We start from the raw sequence: 20118 nt of genomic DNA on the forward strand, positions 1-20118 counted from the left end.
GGCTCTAGTTGCCACGGCCATTGGTCTCAACACCTATGTGGGCGAGGTGGATCCCCAGCTTCTGCGCACGTTTTAGAGCTTCTGCGCACGTTTTAGTTAGAGTTCGAGAACTGCTTGCAGAGAGCGGACATCGCAGTAGTACACCTGGTGCGGGTGGGTATACCCCTTGAGCTGCACCGCCTGCTGGGAAAAACAGGCGGCTACCTGCCTTAGTTGTTTGGCCAAGCAAGCGTAGGTGTCTTGGCTGATGGCCAGGTCAGTGTTGAGGGTGCGGGTGGCACTCTCGATGCGAAAGGCCAAATTAACCGTATCGCCCAGGGCGGTGTATTCCTGGCGGGTGTTGTTGCCCACCTGGCGCACAATGGCTGAGCCGGTGTTGACACCCGCCCCCAAGCGCAGGGGAGAAGGCAGGGGAAACTCGCCGTTCAGTTGTTCGGTCATCTGGAACAGCTTCACCAGAGCCTGCAAGACCGACTTCACATCGAGATCAATCTCCGCGTGTTCAGCTTGTAAGGGATCCGCTTGGGGTGCATGGAACCAGACGGCCATAATCGCGTCACCGATATATTTATCGACACTGCCTCCATAGTGCTGGATGATGTCGCCGCCGCGCCGGAACCAGTCGCCCATCACCTGGGAAAGCAGGCGCTCGTCCAGTTGCTGGGTCAGTTGTCCGTAACCGCGCACGTCAACTACGGCCACCGAGATCAGCCAGCGGGTCTGCAGGACCAAGGTGTCTGAGGGTTTGCCGGCAGAGCTGGGTTCTAGGCTGGCTAGGGATCCGCTGTGAAACTCGAGCTGCGATTGTCCGAGGGTGAGGTGATCTCCATCTTGCAGCAGGGTGGGAATGCTGATGCGGCGATTGTTGACAAATGAGCCGTTGCGGCTGCCCAGATCGATGAGATAGATGCTGTGGTCATCTAAATACTGCAGCAGGGCATGTTGGCGGGAAACGCTGGGATCGTTGAGGACAATGGAGTTGTCCGCATCGCGGCCTACCGTCCAAGCGGCCGCTCCGGCGAGAACATACTTCCTCTGGCTGCCGTCCGGCTCTCTCAAAATCACATAGGGGGCGGTGGTGGCGGCAGATTCGCCTGGGACGCTCATGGTAGAACCGGAGGTAACGTGACCACGCTCTATACAACATTAAGAATACTCCTCTCCCCCCTCGGTTGAACTGCGGCTGGCCTGGGCTTGGCGGGGGGCTGGGCCTGCCAGTATCATTTTGTGTAGATACATTAAGGCTGTATGGTGGATCCTTCCCATCCCATTCCTGCTGAGCAACAGCCGCTGCGGCAGTATGCAGAGCTGAGAGAAGCTTTTCCTTTTCGCTGGCCGGTGTTGGAAGGGATCCCCTATGTGCAGCGGCTTGTCGGCCTTTGGGGAGCGACTGCCCTGGTAGTTGCGCCGCTGGTCTGGGGCAGCTTTGCTGGGGAATGGGGCCACTTCGCCTCGGGGACGGTGCTGGGGGCCAATGCCTTGCTCGGCCTGGTGTTGCTCCACCTCTACTTGGGATGGGCCTATGTGCGGCGGCGCTTGGCGCAGGCGCGGATTCCCTACGAAGAAAGCGGCTGGTACGACGGGGCAATCTACGCCAAATCGGAAGAGGAGCTGGCGCAGCATCGGCTGATCGTCCACTATCAAATCGACCCTGTGTTGCAGCGCCTGCGACGTAGCTTGTGGGCTGTGGTTGGCCTCAGTGGGCTGATGGCTTTGCTTTGGCCGCTCTGGTAGAGATTGTCGGGCAGTGGTTAATTGGCTGTTTGTTGTTCGGGATCCCAAGCGGTGCACGTAACTTCTGACCTGGCTCAAACCTTGCGACCCACCGCCGTTGCCATCGGGAACTTCGATGGCTTGCACCTGGGCCATCAAAAGGTGCTGCAGCCTATTCGCGACTCCCTGCAGGGGGTGCGCACAGTTCTCACCTTTCATCCTCACCCCCAAGAGGTGTTGACGGGCCGAAAGCACCTGCTGCTCACGCCGCCTGCGGAGAAGCTGGCTCTGTTGGCCCAGATGGGCTTTGAGCAGGTGGTGTTACTCCCCTTCACCCCCGCCTTTGCCCGCCAGCCTCCCCAGGAGTTCATCCAGACGGTACTGGAACGGGGTCTGCGTGTTCGCCATCTCAGCATCGGCTGGGACTTTTGCTTTGGCCACCGCCGTGCCGGCAACGCCCAAACCCTCCAAGCCTGGGGATCGGAACGCTGCATTCCGGTGGAGGTGATCCCAGAGGCGCAACTAAGGGGGGAGCGGGTGAGCAGCTCTCGCATTCGTGCCGCCCTGGCCACGGGGGAGGTGGCAGCGGCAACAGAGCTCTTGGGCCGTCCCTACCGGCTAATCGGAGAGGTGGTGCCAGGGGATCGGCGGGGCCGAGAGCTGGGTTTTCCCACCGCCAATCTGCGCCTGCCGCCGGAGAAGTTTTTGCCCCGCGACGGGGTGTACAGCGTTTGGGTGAATGTGCCTGCTGAGGCAGCAGCCCTGCCTGGGGTGATGAACATTGGCCATCGGCCCACGTTTGCCGGTTCACAGCACACCGTCGAGGTGCATCTGTTGGATTGGACAGGTGATCTCTACGGTCAAGAGGTGCAGGTGGCGCTGCAGGGCTTTATCCGGACAGAGCGGAAATTTCCCGCGGTGGCGGATTTGGTTCAGCAAATTCAGCAAGACTGCCAAACGGCCCGTCAGCAGTTGGGCTTAGCCGAACAAGTTGGCCTGGTCTAGAGGCCCTCGCGCCCCTCTCCCAAAAAGAGAGGGGGCTTAGGATGGGCCGATCAGGGATCCCCACAGCAGGGCTATCGCCTCCGACCACTCCACCGTAGCCCCGTAAGTATCCCCCGTGTGCCCTCCCAATTGGCGGTAGAGCCAATGGCCCACGGCCAGGGCTCCCAGAGCAGAGCCCAGGGTCCAGAGCAGCAAAGGCCGCCAAGCCAGGAGCCCGGCCCAGCCCACCCCCCCGGTGATGGCCAGCAACAGCAGCGTGCCCGGCCACAGGGATCCCGGCAGAGAGGTGGAGTCTTTGAGGAAGCGGGCGGATCCCTGGTCGCGCAGATAGGGGTATAGGGCGATAGCGAGCAACTGGCCCCAGCGTCCCCAAGCCGGCACCAGCAGCAAGAGAGGCCAGACCTGCAGGCTGCTCAGGGCGGCAAATTTTAGCAGCAACACCAGCACCAAGGCGAGCACCCCGTAGGGCCCGGTGTGGCTGTCCCTCATCACCTGCAGGCGGCGGGATAGCCCGTTGACGGCTGGCCGTTCCGTGTCGGCAAAGCTCTTGGGGACGTTGACCGCCAGCCCATCGGCAGTGTCAGCCACCCCATCCAGGTGCAGCCCGCCGGTTAACAGCACCCACAGAGCCACGAGCAAAGCTGCTCGCACCGGCGGCGGGAAAATCTGCAGCAGAAGCGCCGCTAGGGTGAGGATCCCACCCAACAGCAAGCCCACTGCCGGCAACCAGGCAGCAATGCCCTCGAACTGTAGCCTACCCAACCTCCCCAAAGGCAGGGCGGTGTAGAAAGTCAAAGCTGCCCACAAGCGCCTCACCGGCTTGGCCTCTAGGCGGGTGTCAGCCGCTAGAACAATCTTGGCGGGCTAGAAATCATTGCGAATGGTTCGCTCCACCCCAATGGTCAGCTTGGCCACTAGGGCACCGATTGCTCCCACAGCCGCCAACACCGGAAACAAAGCCGCCCCCACCACCCCTGCGGCCACTCCTACGCCCAGAGGGATCTCGATCAGCGTCTGCCCTTCGGCATTTTTGATCAGGATGCGGCGAACATTGGCCTCTTCGATCAACTCGCGAATTTTGGCCAACAGCTCGTCCCCGCTGATCTTAAACTCCTCCACGTGGTACTCCACCCTGGCCGGAGGCAGATCCCTGCCCTCCCCGTCAGCCTTTGCAGAGGAGTTGGGATCCGGCGTCTCATGGGGGTTCATACTGAAGAGGCTCCATACGTCGGTTGGCGGCGGCAACTGAGTCCATCCTAAGACCGGATCCTAGCGGATGTACTCTTTCAACACGCTGTTGCGATTGGGGTGGCGCAGCTTGCGGAGCGCCTTGGCCTCGATCTGCCGGATCCGCTCGCGGGTCACGTTGAAGATCTGGCCGATCTCCTCCAGAGTTTTCATACGGCCATCGTCTAGGCCGTAGCGCAGCTTCAACACATCCCGCTCGCGGGGGGTGAGAGTTTCCAGCACGCTTTCCAGATCCTCTCGGAGCAAAACCTTGGCCACTCGCTCCTCGGGGGTTTCCCCTTCCGACTCGATGAAGTCCCCCAGCCGCGAATCCTCTTCCTTACCGATGGGAGTCTCCAGAGAGATGGGAAGCTGAGCCGACTTGGCGATGAAGCGCAACTTCTCGATGGTAATCTCCATGCGGGTGGCGATCTCCTCTTCGGTCGGCCTGCGGCCCAGCTCCTGAGAAAGCTGCTTGGTGACCTTCTTGATGCGGGAGATGGTCTCGTAGAGGTGGACCGGCAGGCGAATGGTGCGCGATTGGTCGGCAATGGCACGGGTGATGGCCTGGCGAATCCACCAAGTGGCATAGGTGGAAAACTTGTAGCCCTTCTCGTGGTCAAACTTTTCCGCTGCCCGGATCAGACCCAGGGATCCCTCTTGGATGAGATCCTGGAACGACAGGCCCCGGTTCATGTATTTCTTGGCAATAGAGACCACCAGCCGCAGATTGGACTGTACCATCTTTTCTTTGGCCCGTCGCCCCCGATGCAAGCGCCGCCGGAATTCAGGCAGAGACATCTTCACTTCTTCTGCCCACAACGTCTCCGGTACCTCCTCCGGGTCGGACCAGAGGCCCATACGCTGGAAAACGGCCTCACGAGCCCGCTCTAACTCCAGCAGGTCGGCAATTTTGCGGGCTAGCTCAATTTCTTCATCTGCCCGCAACAGGCGGATACGACCGATTTCCTGCAAATAGACGCGGATGGAGTCATCGGTGTAGGGTTTTTTCTTGCTGGCCGCTTTGCGCTTTGAACGGCCCTTGGCAGCGGCGACAGCAACATCGGCATCCTCCTCGAGGGACTCTTCGTCGTCCTCATCATCCTCATCAAAAGCATCAGTGTCACTGGCATCCGGTTCCATCTCAAGGGGATCCACCTCATTGTCCGCATCCAAAGGGATGGAGGATGAACTTTCCAGATCCAGTTCGAGAAGAGCCGTATGACCAGACTTCACCAATTCCTTTGCTTGAGCCATGCTGAGTTCCTCGTAACTTTAATCACAGACAACTGGAGGAGACTAAGGGGTTCTAGACGCCGAAATGAGGGAAGCAGGTGCCAACTCTGCTGCGGCCCCTGACGCCAAATGGAGGGAGTCAAGTTCCGCAGACGCAAACCCCGTTTGTGCCGGGCAAGCTCGCCCACTTCTAGGCAACCGATCGCTCAGGCCGATCTCGAAGCAGATATCGCTCATAGGGTTTAGCTAAACTGGCGCAAAACCCGTTTTGATGGGTAAAGCCTCCCGAGATCTCGAAAGGCAAACCTTTGGCTTTGCTTATCCCCTGACACAATCCAAGCCACTTACTGACTGAGAGGGCAGGATATTCAGCACCTCAATCACCCCAACATACAAGGAGAAGAGTAAACTGCAGCAGCCAGCAGGCGACCTTGAGGAAGGTTCCTGCAGACAACTGTAGCCGTTCACACCAAAATGTCTTCCCTAAATTAGCCCGCCCTTGGGGAAACAGCAACAGGGCAGACGAAGAAAATCTCAACTTTACCCCATTCCGTCCCAGCCTTGAGATCCTGGTCTAGGGGATCCCTGCCTTGGCCTAGTCCGGGGAATTGACTCAATGCTAACTTAAATCCAGCTTTCTTTAGCAGCTCTGAACCCATCCCTGCCTGAGCCGCGACGCCTATGACCCACCCCTTCCTGCAGCATCTCCAGGAACGCGTGATTGTCTTCGACGGGGCAATGGGATCCTCTCTGCAAGCCCAGAACCTGACGGCAGCCGATTTTGGTGGGCCGGAGCTGGAAGGCTGCAACGAGATCCTGGTGCTGAGCAAGCCGGAGGCGGTGGCGCAGGTTCACCGGGGTTTTCTAGAGGTGGGGGCCGACGTCATCGAGACCAATACCTTTGGCGCCACCTCGATTGTCTTGGCCGAGTACGGGATCCCGGAAAAAGCCTACGAGCTCAACGTGGCGGCAGCGCGGCTGGCCAAGCGGGTGGCAGCCGAGTTCTCAACGCCGGAAAAGCCTCGTTTTGTGGCCGGCTCCATCGGCCCCACCACCAAGCTGCCCACCCTGGGGCACATTAGCTTTGACGAGATGCGGGCTGCCTATGAGGAGCAAGTTCGGGGGCTCCTCGACGGCGGGGCGGATCTGCTCATCATCGAGACCTGTCAGGACATTCTGCAGACCAAGGCGGCGCTGGTGGCCGTGCAGCAGGAGTTGGCCCGCCGTGGGATCCGCCTGCCGGTGGTGGTGTCCCTGACCTTTGAGGTGCAGGGGACGATGTTGGTGGGCACCGAGATTGGGGCAGCGCTGGCCATCCTGGAGCCCTACCCCATCGATGTGCTGGGCCTCAACTGCGCCACCGGGCCGGACAAAATGGCCGAGCACATCCGCTATCTCTCCCGCCATTCCCCCTTTCCCATCTCCTGCATCCCCAACGCTGGCCTGCCGGAAAACATCGGCGGCAAGGCCCACTACAAGCTGACGCCGGAGCAGTTGCGCTTTCACCTGGAGCACTTTGTGCGGGATCTGGGGGTGGCGGTGGTGGGGGGCTGCTGCGGCACCCGCCCGGAGCACATTGCTGCTTTGGTGACAGCCGTTCAGGGGTTGCGGCCCAAACGTCGTTCCGTCGAGCGCATCCAGGCTGCCGCCTCGATCTACTCGCCCCAGCCCTACCTCCAGGACAACTCGTTCTTAATCATCGGCGAGCGGCTCAATGCCAGCGGCTCCAAGAAGATGCGGGAGCTGCTCAACGCTGAAGATTGGGACGGCCTGGTGGCCCTGGCGCGGGAGCAGGTGCGGGAGGGAGCCCACATCCTCGACGTGAACGTGGACTACGTGGGCCGGGATGGGGTGCGGGATATGCGGGAGCTGGTCTCGCGGCTGGTGACCCAGATCCCACTTCCCCTGATGCTGGATTCCACCGACTGGCAGAAGATGGAGGCCGGCCTCAAGGTGGCCGGGGGCAAGTGCCTGCTCAACTCCACCAACTACGAGGATGGGGAAGAGCGCTTCCTGAAGGTGCTGGAGCTGGCCAAGACCTACGGCGCAGGGGTGGTCATCGGCACCATCGACGAGGAGGGCATGGCCCGCACTGCCGAGAAGAAGTTCCAGATTGCCGAGCGGGCCTATCGCCAGGCAGTTGAGTACGGGATCCCGCCCTACGAGATTTTCTTTGACCCCTTGGCCTTGCCCATTTCCACCGGCATTGAGGAAGACCGCGCCAACGGAGCAGCTACCCTGGAGGCCATTCGCCGCATCCGTCAGGCTTTTCCTGAAGCCCACATCCTCTTGGGCATCTCCAACATCTCCTTTGGGCTCTCGCCAGCAGCCCGCGTGGTCTTGAACTCAGTGTTTTTGCACGAGTGCCGCCAGGCCGGGCTGGATGCTGCCATCGTCAGCGCCGCCAAGATCCTGCCCCTAAGCAAGATCCCGGAGGAGCAGCAGCAGGTGTGCCGGGATCTCATTTGGGATCGGCGGCAGTTTAACGCTGAGGGTATCTGCACCTACGATCCCCTGGCGCGGCTGACGGAGCTGTTTGCAGGGGTTTCCAGCCAGGAGCTGCGCGCTGCCGGATCCCTGGCCAAGCTGCCGCTGGAAGAGCGGCTGCGGCGGCACATCATCGACGGGGAGCGCATCGGCCTGGAGGAGACCCTGGCGGAGGCGCTGCAGAAATACTCCCCCCTGGAGATCATCAATACCTTTTTGCTGGACGGCATGAAGGAGGTGGGGGAGCTTTTTGGCGCCGGCAAAATGCAACTGCCTTTTGTGCTGCAGTCGGCAGAAACCATGAAGGCGGCGGTGAAATACCTAGAGCCCTTCATGGAAAAGGTGGGCGGGGAGGTGTGCAAGGGCACCTTCTTGATCGCCACCGTCAAGGGGGATGTCCACGACATCGGCAAAAACCTGGTGGACATCATCCTCACCAACAACGGCTACAAGGTCATCAATTTGGGCATCAAGCAGCCGGTGGAAAACATCATCGAGGCTTATGAAAAGTACAAGCCCGACTGCATTGCCATGAGCGGCCTGTTGGTGAAATCCACTGCGTTTATGAAAGAAAATCTGGAGGTGTTTAACGAGCGGGGCATCGCCGTGCCTGTGATCCTAGGGGGGGCGGCCCTTACCCGCCGCTTTGTGGAAGAAGACTGCCGCCAGACCTACAAGGGCCAAGTCATCTATGGCCGCGACGCCTTTACCGACCTGCACTTTATGGATCGGCTGATGCAGGCCAAGGCTGCCGGGCGCTGGGATGACCGGCTGGGTTTTCTGGATGACTTGGAGCAGCGAGTCAACGGCCAGAAGGAGGCTGCTGCGGATCCAGCGGATCCCACCTTGCCGGCTCCAGAGGTGACCGTGGGCGCTGCTCCTGCCCTTGCGGTCTCGGCTGGCGACGGCGGGGCAGACACCCGTCGTTCCGAGGCCGTTGCCCTGGATACCGAGCGACCCATCCCCCCTTTCTGGGGATCCAAAGTTCTCGCCTCGGATCAGATCCCCTGGCCGGAAGTCTTCTTCTATATCGACAAACAGGCCCTGGTGGCCGGCCAGTGGCAGATCCGCAAGCCGCGCGACCAGTCGGCGGAGGAGTTTGCCCAGTTTCTCGCCACCCAGGTGGAGCCGGTGATCGAGCGTTGGAAGGAGCGGATCCTGAGCGAAGACCTGCTGCACCCGCAGGTGGTCTATGGCTACTTCCCGGCGCAGGCGGAAGGGAATACGTTAATCCTCTTCGACCCGGCCAGCTTCCCCGAGCTGTTTGCTCTAGAGCCCGGCTCCACCACCTACTTCCAACTGCCCACTGTCGAGCGCCCCCAGCTTTCTCCCCAGGTGCGGGAGCTGGCCCGCTTCACCTTCCCCCGCCAAAAAACCGGCCAGCGCCTCTGCATTGCCGACTTCTTCGCCGATCGCTCCACCGGCCTGGTGGACGTTTTCCCCATGCAGGCAGTTACAGTGGGGCCAGAGGCCACGGTCTACGCCCAGCGCCTGTTTGCCGAAGGCCAGTACACTGACTACCTCTACTTCCACGGCCTGGCCGTCACCCTGGCAGAAGCCTTAGCAGAGTGGTGCCACGCCCGCATCCGACGGGAGCTGGGCTTTGGCGGCGAGGACAGCCCTGACATCCGCCAGATCCTGCACCAGGGCTACCGCGGCTCCCGCTACAGCTTCGGCTATCCTGCCTGCCCCAACATTGCCGATCAGCGGGTTTTGTTGGAGCTGCTCCGGGCCGAGCGCATCGGCCTGACCATGGACGACAGCGACCAGTTGGATCCGGAACAGTCCACCACCGCCATCGTCGCCTACCACCCGGCGGCCCGCTATTTCAATACTTGATCCCTCACCCCAGCCCCTCTCCCTGAGGGAGAGGGGGGCTAGCGGGAGCGGCTGAGCAGGGGAAACCCCATCACCACGACCAAGGTAGCCAGGATAATCACGGTGGAGAGGGCGTTGATCTCCGGCGTCACCCCCCGCCGCGCCGTGCTGTAGATGAGGATGGGCAGGGTCTGGCTTTCCGGCCCGCTGGTGAAAAAGGAGATGACAAAGTCATCGATGGAGAGGGTAAAGGCCAGCAGCGCCGCGGCCAGGATCCCCGGCCTGGCCAGGGGCAAGGTTACATAGCGCAGCTTCTGCCAGGTGTTGGCGTAAAGGTCGTAGGCGGCTTCCTCCAAAGCGGGATCCAAAAGCTGCAGGCGGCTGCGCACCACGATGGCCACAAAGGCAATCTGAAAGGTGATGTGGGCCAGGATCATCGTTCCCAAGCCCAGCTCAAACCAGCCGGTGTAGGCGCGCACAAACTGGTAAAACAGCAGCAGCGTAATCGCCATCACAATATCCGGGACAGTGACCGGCAACAGCAGCAACCCCTGCACAATCTTTTGGCCGGGGAAACGGTAGCGGTAGAGGCCATAGCCCAAGAGGGATCCCAGCACCGTGCTCACCAGGGTGCTGACCAAGGCCAAGAGGAACGTATTTTGGGTTGCCTGCCAAACTGCCGCATTGCGAAAGAGAGCCAAGTACCAATCGAAGGTAAAACCCGTCCACGCCAGGCCAAAGCGGGCGCGGTTAAACGAGTAGACGACGATCAACAGAATCGGCAGGTAGAGAAAGCCATAGATGGCATAGCTCACTCCCTGTAGCCAGATGGGTATCTTCGCCACTCTCCTTCCTGCCCTCCCAGGTATTTGCCGGAAAAAGCAGTCGCGCTGCCAGCCTACCTCCTTCCCAGTCTATAGCTCGCTGGTTAGGCAAGATGCAGCAAAACTGTATACTGCCTGCCGCTCCCCTCCCCCTCTGGCAGAGGGGCTAGGGCTATGACCACCTGGGCCGAGACAGCCCCGATGTTGAGGGAGTTCTCTGTTGCCGGGCTAAGAAGCTTGGCATGAGGGCATTGACACTCCCCCGACTAAAGTCGGGGGATTCTTGCGCAATCCACAGATGGACTCGCAAAGGCGCTGTCAAGACGCCCCTAGACAGTTCCTTGGAACCCAGTCTCAAGGTTCCGCTTACTTGTTGACTGACAGCACTGTCCGGGTCTTTCACCGGGGTGGGTGCTTGCTTAGAACTAAGGAGAGGTCGGGATCCCTTAGTCCGGCTTTGGGCGCAAGCTCTCCAGAAACTCCCGTATCAGGGGCAGCACTTGCTCTGCATGCAGGGCAGGGATAGCGTGTCCAGCTCCTGGCAAGATCTTGAGCTGTGCCCCAGGGATCCCTGCTGCATAGGTCTGGCAATGCCAGAGGGGGATGGTGTCGTCCTGCTCGGCAGCGATCACCAGGGTGGGGGCCTGAATGGAGTGTAAGTCACGCTCAACGGTATCAACGGCATCTTGGGGGCGCAGGCGCTGGCGGAGAAATTGTCGGGCCACCGGCTGCTGGCGCAGGGATCCCCGCAGCCACAGGAGCCAAGCCAGTCGCTCCTCCCAACGTCCCCAGCGGGCCAGAGGGATGGCGGCTCGCAGCAGCCTATCAACCCACGCGCCTTCCCGGAGCAAAAGCCGCATGTGCCGGTAGCGTTTGACAAAGCTGTCGTCGCGGATCCCGGCAGGCGCCAGTAAGACCAACCCCCGCAGGGGGTAACGAATGGCGTAGGCTGCCGCCACCCAGCCGCCAAAAGAGTGGCCCACCAACACCGGCTCAGACAGGCGTAGCGCCTCGACAAACCTGCGCACAAACTCTACTTCCACGGCGATGTCGTAGCGCAGAGCCGGTTGGCTGGACTGACCAAACCCCAGCAAATCTAGGGCGATGCAGCGGTATCGGTCGCCCAACCCTTGCATCAGCGGCCACCAATTGGCGTGAGTGGCCATGAAGCCGTGCAAAAACAGCAGCGGCATCTCGCCTTGCCCCAGCTCCCGATAGGCGGCCCAGTAGGACTCTGCTCCCGCCAGAGTTAATCCCTCCAACTGCACCCTCTGCAGCGGGATCTCTTGAATGCGGGCCCTCAACTCCGCCAGACGCTGCGCCAAAGGCAGTCGTTCCAACAGTTCTTGCTCCCTCATCAGCTCCCTAGTCGATGAACACAGCTTTTTCCACTCCCAAGGGATCCCCTCCGCTCTCTCCGATCTGGTCGGAAAAAGCTGCCATTCAAGCGATCAACTGTAAGTGGGGAGGGGGAGTTTTCAGCCAGTCTTGGCAGCTCAGCAGCCCCTGGCGAAAGCGGGTGGCCGCCTGCGATTGGTAGCGCTCCGGGTTAAACGCCAGCCAAAGGGTGCGCCGTATCTGCAGCCCTTCCACCGCCAGTTTTTTCAGCCGCCCTTGCTCCAAGTCGGAGCCCACTGCCACCATCGACAAAAAAGCCACCCCCAAGCCAGCCTGGACGGCATTCTTGATCGCCTCAATCGAGCTGAGTTCCAGCCGTACGTTTAGCTGGCCCGGGTTGATGCCGTGGCGATTCAACACCCGGTCGATGGTCTGCCGCGTGGAAGACTGGGGATCCAGGGTAATGAAGGGCAAAGTCAACAGATCCACAAGGGCGGGAGCATCGAGGGCAAAGCCGGGGGCGCCGACCAACACGTATTCGTCTTCCGCCAGAGCCATCACCTTCAAATGCCGCTGTAAGTCAAAGGGGATCTCCCCGCCGACAATGGCCAGATCCAGCCGACCTTCCACCAGCTTCTGGGCAATTCGCCGCGTGGATTGCACCAAGAGCTGCACCGAAATCTGGGGATAGCTGCGGTGATACTGCGCGATCAAAGAGGGCATGACGTAGGTGCCCACCGTTTGGCTGGCCCCCAAAACCAAGTGCCCCCCTCCCATCTCTTGCAAATTGGCCAGAGCTTGGACCGTTTCCCGGCAGAGTTTGAGGATGCGCTCGCTGTAGTGCAGCAACACCTGCCCCGCATCGGTCAGTTCCACCTTGCGCCCGCCACGGTCAAACAACACCACTCCCAACTGTCGCTCCAGGTTCTGCACCTGCAAGCTGACCGCCGGCTGGGAGACAAACAGGCTCTCAGCAGCCCGCCGAAAACTCCCCTGCTGCGCAATTGCCTGAACGATGAGGAGCTGATCCAGGGTAAACGGCAGTTCATCCGCCATAGGGAACTCCAAATCACCCAGCGGGATCCCTTCCAACCTAGGGAACTCGGCAGCCCAGGATCGAAAGCCCGCCTGAGATCATCATATATAAGCAGGCTAAATACTAAGGAAATACAAAAGGTGAGCAATCTCGAGAGAACGGCTCGCTCCCGCCTTTTAGACGGAATCTGGGGCGGAGCGCCTCTCCCGAAGAGCCGTTTCCCATACCGCGGATCCCAAGCCCTTACCAAATGGCAGCGAAACTGTTTGATGAAGTCGAGAGCCATCCCCAAGGGCTAGGCGGCTCTGGACTCATCTTTGGCTTCTCTCTAGCGAGGGCCATAGGGCGTCCAATAGCCGCGCCCCTGCTGCCTTGCCGCATTGGCTGCCTCTTTGAGAATAGCGCCGTACTTGAGGCCATTGGTTTGCGGCGACAGTAGGCCATGCCCCAAGAACAGCATCTCCTGGTTGATGAGGGTATTGGCCCGCCAAACGTAGGCAGGCAGGGTGGGGGTGGGCGCCAGAGCGGGATCCAACTCCAAGAACACCTCGCGCCCCAGCAAAGCCGTCTGCAGGTATTGACCGGCATTGTAGATAGGCAGAGGGGTTTGCCTGCGCAGCTCCGTCCACGTAGGATTGACCTCTGCCGGCAGAGGATCAATCCCGATCAGTTGCACCAGGCGCAAATTCAAGTCCCCTTCGAGCTGGACAACCAGGGTGTTGTAATCGACCACCCGAATGACTTGTGCCCGCTTGAGGCTGCGCAGATCCGGACGGGCCACTAAGGTCAAGGCCCAAGCGGGCCATGCCGAGACCAGCAAGGGTAAGGCCAGCAGGCTGCTCAGCTTAATGAAACTCCGTCCCTGGGATATCAACAGAGACTTGGGACGGTGAGAGATGGAAACAGACCGCAGCGATTTTTGCATCATGGACTTCACCCGTTGCATGGCGGACTTGACGATAGGGATGGTTTGCATGCTTAACCTTTGGATTTGACGCTGCCCTTACACCGCCACCCGGCGGGCCTAATGCCGGATCCGGCTCACTGCCGTCACTCTACAAAAAACTGTGGCAGATGGGTCAACTTGGCGAGATTTCCCGCGACTCCTCCTTTCGGAAGCGCCACCGGATCGGCAGCCTAAGTAGACAGTTTCCCAACGGTTCTCCGATGCCTCGCGCTCTCGCCCCAACTCTTCTCTCTCTGGAAGGGGGGAGCTGGGGATACAAATAGAGTCTCGTTGCCATTGGCCCTGACCTCCCTCCGACTCCCCCCGCATACGCGGGGCAGGTACAACGCGAGCCTTCCCGTCTTGCAAGGTAGCCATGGCTCTCTCTCAAAAGCGGGGATCCAGAATGGCCGCAGGGCTCTTCTCCGGAGTCTTGGGCAGGAGGGAGTTGACCAGTACGGTAACCAAGCCCAGCCGATTGCCCGCCAGGATATCTGTCCACAGGCGATCGCCCACGATGGCTACCGCCTCCACCGGCAAGTTCATTTGCGCCACAGCCCGCCGCAGAGCGCGCCGCGAGGGTTTGCCAGCGCCGTGAATGTAAGGCAGGTTTAAGCTCTCACCAATTTGGCGAATGCGGCTGCGGTTGAGGTTGTTGCTCACCAGCCAAATCTGAAAGTGGGGGCGCAATTGCTCCAGCCAGGCGGCCACAGCCGGATCCACCTCCGCCTGGCGGATCGGCACCAGCGTGTCGTCCACGTCGAAGATGACACCCCTCACCTGCCAGGCCAACAGATCTTCTGCCCGCAGCCGCAAGACAGTGCCGGCCACCACCACATCCGGTTGCAGGAGCTTGAACCAAGGTTTGTGTACCATTTGGAAGCTTTTCAACCACCAAGCGCCAATTCTCCTGACCTCCTCATCAAAGACTAGGTTGAAGACCGGGCGGGGATCCCTGCCGCTCGCGGAGGATTTGCCGTTGAGCTGCCTCGTGCTCGGCTAGAGTCTTGCTGAAAACATGGGTGCCGTCGTAGCGGGCCACAAAGTAGAGGTAGTCGGTCTCCTCAGGCTCCAAAACGGCTTTGAGGCTGGCCAAGCCCGGACTGGCGATGGGGCCAGGGGGCAATCCGGGGTTGAGGTAGGTGTTGTAGGGAGAGGGAGTACGCACCTCGGCAAGGGTGAGGCGGCGATCCGGAGTTTGCCGGATATTCAAGGCATATTCCACCGTCGGATCGGCTCCCAGGGGCATTCCCTGCTTGAGCCGGTTCAAGAAGACACCCGCGATTAAGGCGCGCTCCTCCGGCACAGCGGCCTCCCGCTCCACAATGCTGGCCAGGGTAACCCACTCATGCAAGGAGAGGGAAGTGGTGTGCTGGCGAAACAGGGGTAGGGCCACAGCGGCAAACCGCTGCAGCATAGCGTTGATTACAATCTCGGCTTTTTGCTGATCTGGCAGGGATCCCTCCACCTGTTCGACAGGAAAAAGATAGGTATCGGGGAAGAGGTAGCCTTCCAGGGAGTTCAAGCTGGGGGGCAGCCACTCAAGGGGTGGGATCACACGGGCTGTGGCAATGAAAACATCGGCTGGCATCCACTTGCGCTCCGCTAAGGCCGCCGCCATCTGCTCGATCCGCCAGCCCTCTGGGATGGTCAGCCGCCGCTGCAGAATCCGGCCCTGCCGCAGTTGTCGGGCTACAGATAGCATGTCTTGGTTGGGATCCAAAGCGTAGGTACCTGCCTGAAACAGCCAGTCGCGGCCAAAGGTGCGGCTCCACAGCTCCCAGGCCAAAGCAGAGCGGATCACCCCCGCTTGGTGCAGTTGTTTTCCGATTAAACGGCTGCTGCTGCCTGGCTGGATCACCACCTGGATTGGCTCTGGGCCACCCACCGGCTGAAGCCAGGTCTGCCAGCGCCAGTAGCCAAAGCCGACGGCCAAAGCCACCAGGAAAGCTAAGCCTTGCACCAGACGGCGACCCCAGCGTTGGCGGCAGCAGGGCGGAGCACTCTGGGCGATCAGGCCTTCGGGCGAGGCGGGATCGCGGTGATCTGTCATCGCCTTCCCCTCCACATCGCGTCAGCACATCCTCTGGCCAGGTTGGCGTGGCCAGAAGAGATCCTCAGGCCGTCACCGGCCACTCAAGGCCACCCCCAGTGTAGCCTCGACCTATTCCACTTAGGATCCACTCTCCTGGGCCAAGCGGGCAGGGATCCCATTGCTCTTGGGAGTTGTTTGTCCAATCCAAGTGCCGATGGGCTCACCCTGCACCACCCGGTAGATGTTGCCGGGGGTGGTTAGGTCGAAAACCACGATGGGTAGTTGATTTTCTTTGCAGAGGGCGATGGCGGTGCTGTCCATCACCCGCAGATCTCGGGTAAGCACATCCTGGTAGCTGAGAACATCGTAGCGGCGGGCCTGAGGATGGGTCTTGGGATCCGCGTCGTAAACTCCGTCCACCTTGGTGGCCTTGAAAATCACCTCGGCATCGATCTCCGCCGCCCGCAAGGCCGCAGTCGTGTCGGTGGTAAAGAAGGGATTTCCGGATCCTGCCCCAAAGATCACCACCCGCCCTTTTTCCAGGTGACGAATGGCGCGGCGACGAATGTAAGGCTCTGCCACCTCCTGCATGGCAATGGCCGTCTGCACCCGCGTCGGGATCCCGGCTCGCTCGATGGCATCCTGCAGGGTTAGGGCATTGATGACGGTGGCCAACATCCCCACGTAGTCAGCAGAAGCTTGATCCATCCCCTGGGCAGCCGCTTCCTTGCGCCCGCGCCAGATGTTGCCCCCTCCCACCACGATCGCCACCTGCACGCCCGCCCGCACCACCGAGGCCACTTCGCCGGCAATGGATTGCAAGACCTCGGGGTCAATCCCGTAGGGACGTTCCCCCATGAGGGCTTCACCGCTCAGCTTCAGCAGAATACGTCGGTACTTCATGGTTGTCCGCTCCAGCCCACCCCTGCCTACAATAGCAGCTTTGCTGGGCTAGATCCGGTTAGGGTGTTGGCCAACAGAGCCTCTCGATAAACTCGCCATCACGCCTGCTGTTCTTCGCCAGCGCTGGCCTCCTGATCACGAGGGACAGAACGGAAGCGGCGGCTATTGCGAGCACGACTTTTCTGAAACTGCTTGGCATACTCGCGGTTGCGCTCGGCTTTTTCCCGCTTCAGGTTGCGTTTTTTGGCCATGCTGGTCTTCCTGACCGGTTGTCCGGCATCAAGTAAAGCACTCCGGTAGAGTGCGAGGTGTCCTTAATCGTAACATGCTTTGCCGAAGCCATCCTGAAGGCCTTTGCTCAGCCGGCTATGGGCAGGGATCCCCAGAGTAGGGAGAGGCCGATTAGGAGGAACCCTACGCCTGCCGAGGTTTTGATCCAGCGGGGAGGGATGACCCGCGCTACCCAGGCTCCCGCCCACACCCCGATGAAGCTGGTGCTGATCAGGGCAGCAGCAGCCCCGCAGAAGATCACCCCAAGATTTTGCGAGTGGGCGCTGAGGAGCAGGGTGGCCAGCTGGGTTTTATCGCCCATTTCGGCCAGCAAAATTGAGCCGAAGCTGACCAGAGCAGCTCGCGCCGCGGTCTGTCTCAAGAAAGAGAAAATCTGACTGCTGTGCTGGCTCAACACGCCTCTCTAGCCAAGTTGCTCTCAACTTTTCCCTGGCAGGCCACCCTCGCTTCCCTCAGAGGGCTCACTCTTCCCTTGCCATTCCCGCCAGAGGACATAGCTCCCGATTGCCAGGAAGCCGCTGCCCGCTAACCATTGTAGCCAGTCTGCCGGGATCACCTGTCCCAGTCCTCCCCCCAAGGCTACGCTGAGCAAACTGGCGGTCACCAGAGCGCTGGCAGAGCCGAAAAAAATTGCCCAGGGAGACTTGGATTGGGCGCTCATGAGCAAGGTGGCCAATTGAGTCTTATCGCCCATCTCCGCCACAAACACGGTTATAAAGGTAACAAGCCAGAGCCGCAGTGGGGATTGCTCTAGCAGGTTGTTGACGGCAGAAGAGGCTTCAGAGAGGGACGGCACCGTTTGCGCTTCCAGGGCAGGAGACGGGGCCAGGTTCTCACTGGTGGGTTGCCAGTCAACAGCGGTGGCTTCGTTCCAGTGGAGATAGTGCTGCCCAACGGCCAAAAAGCTCCAATAGAGAGCCAAGGATAGGGCTGTCAGCCCCAAGCCTAAAGCCAGTTGCCCCTGCCAAGAACGCCCTGATGCCATGGTCTCCGCTGTCCGCTAACCACCGACATGCAGCTTATCCTGTAGCAGGGCTTTTTTCACCGGTTCTGGAAAAGACAGGGGCGCTAAAGTAGAGAAAGAAGGGGCGTTGGCCGAGCGGTTTAGGCAGCAAACTCATAATTTGCCTTACACAGGTTCGATTCCTGTACGCCCCATCGCCAAAACGCTCTCCGCAGAAGAGTGCTGGATTGAAACCGGCTGGAGATGGTTTCCCATCCCCAGGCACTTTGCTGCTGAGGCAACCCCTTCCAGCCCCTATCCCAGGACGGCAAAAGGAGACGTATCAAAGGCGGGGGCTAGACTCCGTGCGGGATCCCGTATCTACGGAGCGAGGCAGCCAGCGCTCGGGCAAGGCGGTGGGGGATCCCCACTGGGACTGGAGCTGGCTGAGGAATTCTCCCTGCGAGGTGCGCAAGTCGGCCAAGTTGGCCCCGCTGTTCATCACAGCAAACCAGATATCCCCCCGCTCAGTTGGCAACACGCCCGCCAAGGTGCTGACGCTGGGTAGGGTGCCGGACTTGGCGATCAAGATCGCCGGCAGCAGCCGCCGCTCCAACACCCCCACATCCTGGCCGACGACGGCAAAGGCATCTGCTAGCGACAAGCCGTGCTCTTCCAGCAGCGATTGAATGGCCCGCAACATAGCTACATTGGCCCGCGGGGAGATGCGGTTTTCCACCCCCAACCCTGAGCCGTTGATCAGGTGCAGCTCTTCTGCCGGGATCCCTGCTGCAGCCCGAGCCCTTTGGGCTACCTGGGCCGCTCCCCCCACCGCCTCCGCCAGCATCTCGGCCATGGCATTGTTGCTGTAGAGGTTCATCAGCTTGAGTAGATGAAGGAGAGGAGGCGATTCATGTCTGAGCAAGACCTGGGCCTCCGAGGGGATCTGCTGGGCAACTCGCACCGACCCCAAAATCTCCACCTGCGGCCTGGGCGTGCCGGGGGGCAGAGTTTGAAATTGCGCCTGGGCTTCCGAGGGCCAGAGGCGAGCATCTATCCCCTGCCGCAGCAGCGCTCCCGAGCGGGCCACATCCTGGGAAAAGTTCATGTAAAAGCGGCCCGCCACCACCAGATCCCCGCGCACCTGGCGGATCCCCTGGGCGTTGAGGGCATTCCCCACCGCGAAGGCTTCCTCCCAAACAAAGAAGGGATCCTCCCCTCCCAGCACCCAGAGATCGCCCTGCAAAACTCCGTCCGTTCCCAGCGAACCTGCTGTCAAGTAGGTGGTGACGAAGCGGTGTTGCCATCCAAACTGCTGCAGAGCAGCCAGGGTAGTGGCCACCTTGGTCAGAGAGGCTGCCGGCAGAGCCTTGGATCCCTGGTGTTGCCCCAAAACTTGGTCACCCATCTGTAGCCAAACCCCCTGGGCCGCGGAAGCAAAGCCACGACCGCTCAACCGGGCTAGGTACGCCTCCACCTGGGGCTGCAGGGATCCCTGCGCCGTCGCCTGGGAAAAATGAGCTGAGCTCAGCAGCAGGAGCGCCGCCGAGAGCATCCCCACCCCGATCGCAACCAACCGCCAGCCCGGCCAGACCCGCCGCTGTCGTTCGCAATAGTATTGCAGAGCACTTTTCACCCAAAAGGCCCTCTAAAAACGCCGACCCACCGCAGGAGCGGATCCCTCAGCTCGGCAGCTCCCAGCCGCTCTCTTCCACAGGTTCCACGTCGATGGTGCCGGGGGGCGTTTGCCGGTAAAAATGTCCATCGGCAACAAACAGGGGCTCGCCACAACTGGGGCAGAAGAAGCGGCTGCCCTCGATGGCCTGCGATTCCGACCCACAGACCGGGCAGCGATCCGTGGCAATCCAGCGGCGTGCCCACCAACGAAAGGCCAGCAGCACCAGTACCGGCAGAGAGAGCAAGAACAGCAACAGAGCCACCAACCCAGCAACCAGCCAACCCAGCCCGACACGGGTCAGCAAAGCTGCCAAGGCCAGGGATCCCAGCCAGAAGCCCCAGCCACCTAGAGAGATGGAATAGGTTTTGGGCTGCTCAAACCGCATCTTTGTTTTCCCTTCCCGTATTGACTACGCTGACCAACGCCGCCGGGATGCCGCGGGCCTTTTCCCGAGTATGTTAGCCCAGACTCACTCGAACTATAGAACCACCTGGGCATACCCTGTAGGCTAGCTCATTTCCAATAGAGGCGGGATCCGGTTTCCCGCACCCTCTGGCAGTCCGGACGCCGGGGTTGCCTCTCTAGAGGGCGGGCAGGATTCCTTTGGCAGCCGAAAGTCGGTGGCACTATCTTGGATG

Annotated in this window: 19 protein-coding genes and 1 tRNA gene; 4 read left to right on the forward strand and 16 right to left on the reverse strand. The window is 60.6% G+C overall.

Annotated features, from left to right (window positions below):
- Positions 1–96: 96 nt before the first annotated feature.
- Positions 97–1107, reverse strand: coding sequence for an FHA domain-containing protein (locus NW852_RS09680; RefSeq protein WP_414426685.1), 1011 nt, complete (start codon positions 1105–1107; stop codon positions 97–99).
- 141 nt (positions 1108–1248) lie between these two features.
- Between NW852_RS09680 and NW852_RS09685 the strand changes: the two genes are divergently transcribed.
- Together NW852_RS09685 and NW852_RS09690 are read left to right on the forward strand one after the other, a co-directional pair.
- A complete protein-coding gene (locus NW852_RS09685; protein ID WP_414365669.1) occupies positions 1249–1734 on the forward strand; it encodes a CGLD27 family protein in 486 nt (161 codons plus the stop codon).
- 21 nt (positions 1735–1755) lie between these two features.
- Entirely contained in the window at positions 1756–2718 is a 963-nt protein-coding gene (locus NW852_RS09690) for a bifunctional riboflavin kinase/FAD synthetase (RefSeq protein WP_414415057.1), read from the forward strand.
- A 36-nt stretch (positions 2719–2754) separates the two neighbouring features.
- Here NW852_RS09690 and cobS read toward each other — a convergent pair whose 3' ends face one another.
- From cobS to rpoD, 3 genes are read right to left on the reverse strand one after another with little or no spacing between them, the layout of a single operon-like run.
- Positions 2755–3534: an adenosylcobinamide-GDP ribazoletransferase gene (gene cobS, locus NW852_RS09695; RefSeq protein ID WP_414372379.1), complete on the reverse strand. Its 780-nt coding sequence runs from the start codon at positions 3532–3534 to the stop codon at positions 2755–2757.
- A 48-nt stretch (positions 3535–3582) separates the two neighbouring features.
- The gene (locus tag NW852_RS09700; RefSeq protein WP_414372381.1) at positions 3583–3927 is read right to left on the reverse strand and encodes a DUF4342 domain-containing protein; all 345 of its coding nucleotides are present in this window, start codon (positions 3925–3927) and stop codon (positions 3583–3585) included.
- 60 nt (positions 3928–3987) lie between these two features.
- Positions 3988–5202, reverse strand: a complete 1215-nt coding sequence (gene rpoD, locus NW852_RS09705; RefSeq protein WP_414372383.1) for an RNA polymerase sigma factor RpoD — start codon at positions 5200–5202, stop codon at positions 3988–3990.
- A 660-nt stretch (positions 5203–5862) separates the two neighbouring features.
- Here rpoD and metH point away from each other — a divergent pair.
- Positions 5863–9507, forward strand: a complete 3645-nt coding sequence (gene metH, locus NW852_RS09710) for a methionine synthase (protein WP_414372385.1) — start codon at positions 5863–5865, stop codon at positions 9505–9507.
- A 38-nt stretch (positions 9508–9545) separates the two neighbouring features.
- Here metH and NW852_RS09715 read toward each other — a convergent pair whose 3' ends face one another.
- From NW852_RS09715 to NW852_RS09760, 10 genes are all read right to left on the reverse strand, one after another.
- Positions 9546–10331, reverse strand: coding sequence for an ABC transporter permease (locus tag NW852_RS09715; RefSeq protein WP_414365675.1), 786 nt, complete (start codon positions 10329–10331; stop codon positions 9546–9548).
- A 425-nt stretch (positions 10332–10756) separates the two neighbouring features.
- Positions 10757–11668, reverse strand: a complete 912-nt coding sequence (locus tag NW852_RS09720) for an alpha/beta fold hydrolase (RefSeq protein ID WP_414426686.1) — start codon at positions 11666–11668, stop codon at positions 10757–10759.
- 85 nt (positions 11669–11753) lie between these two features.
- Positions 11754–12704 (reverse strand): LysR substrate-binding domain-containing protein, encoded by a 951-nt coding sequence (locus tag NW852_RS09725; RefSeq protein WP_414365528.1) that lies wholly within the window; start codon positions 12702–12704, stop codon positions 11754–11756.
- 308 nt (positions 12705–13012) lie between these two features.
- Complete coding sequence (locus NW852_RS09730) at positions 13013–13660, reverse strand: thermonuclease family protein (RefSeq protein WP_414365530.1); 648 nt, start codon at positions 13658–13660, stop codon at positions 13013–13015.
- Positions 13661–14017: 357 nt separating this feature from the next.
- Positions 14018–14506, reverse strand: a complete 489-nt coding sequence (locus tag NW852_RS09735; RefSeq protein WP_414365531.1) for a YqeG family HAD IIIA-type phosphatase — start codon at positions 14504–14506, stop codon at positions 14018–14020.
- Positions 14507–14552: 46 nt separating this feature from the next.
- Complete coding sequence (mltG, locus tag NW852_RS09740; RefSeq protein ID WP_414365533.1) at positions 14553–15683, reverse strand: endolytic transglycosylase MltG; 1131 nt, start codon at positions 15681–15683, stop codon at positions 14553–14555.
- Positions 15684–15803: 120 nt separating this feature from the next.
- Positions 15804–16568: a UMP kinase gene (gene pyrH, locus NW852_RS09745; RefSeq protein ID WP_414372388.1), complete on the reverse strand. Its 765-nt coding sequence runs from the start codon at positions 16566–16568 to the stop codon at positions 15804–15806.
- A 98-nt stretch (positions 16569–16666) separates the two neighbouring features.
- On the reverse strand, positions 16667–16819 hold the full coding sequence (locus NW852_RS09750) for a hypothetical protein (RefSeq protein ID WP_414372390.1): 153 nt from the start codon (positions 16817–16819) through the stop codon (positions 16667–16669).
- Positions 16820–16926: 107 nt separating this feature from the next.
- Entirely contained in the window at positions 16927–17220 is a 294-nt protein-coding gene (locus NW852_RS09755) for a TMEM165/GDT1 family protein (protein WP_414385588.1), read from the reverse strand.
- 57 nt (positions 17221–17277) lie between these two features.
- Positions 17278–17844, reverse strand: a complete 567-nt coding sequence (locus NW852_RS09760; protein WP_414372394.1) for a TMEM165/GDT1 family protein — start codon at positions 17842–17844, stop codon at positions 17278–17280.
- A gap of 100 nt (positions 17845–17944) precedes the next feature.
- Here NW852_RS09760 and NW852_RS09765 point away from each other — a divergent pair.
- A tRNA-Ile gene (locus tag NW852_RS09765) sits at positions 17945–18017 on the forward strand.
- A gap of 128 nt (positions 18018–18145) precedes the next feature.
- Here the strand turns inward: NW852_RS09765 and NW852_RS09770 are convergent.
- Complete coding sequence (locus NW852_RS09770) at positions 18146–19438, reverse strand: D-alanyl-D-alanine carboxypeptidase (RefSeq protein WP_414372396.1); 1293 nt, start codon at positions 19436–19438, stop codon at positions 18146–18148.
- Between the two features lie 46 nt (positions 19439–19484).
- On the reverse strand, positions 19485–19865 hold the full coding sequence (locus NW852_RS09775) for a hypothetical protein (RefSeq protein ID WP_414372398.1): 381 nt from the start codon (positions 19863–19865) through the stop codon (positions 19485–19487).
- Positions 19866–20118 lie beyond the last annotated feature (253 nt).

Origin of the sequence: Synechococcus sp. H60.1 (genome assembly GCF_047462335.1) — a bacterium.
Taxonomy (GTDB): domain Bacteria; phylum Cyanobacteriota; class Cyanobacteriia; order Thermostichales; family Thermostichaceae; genus Thermostichus.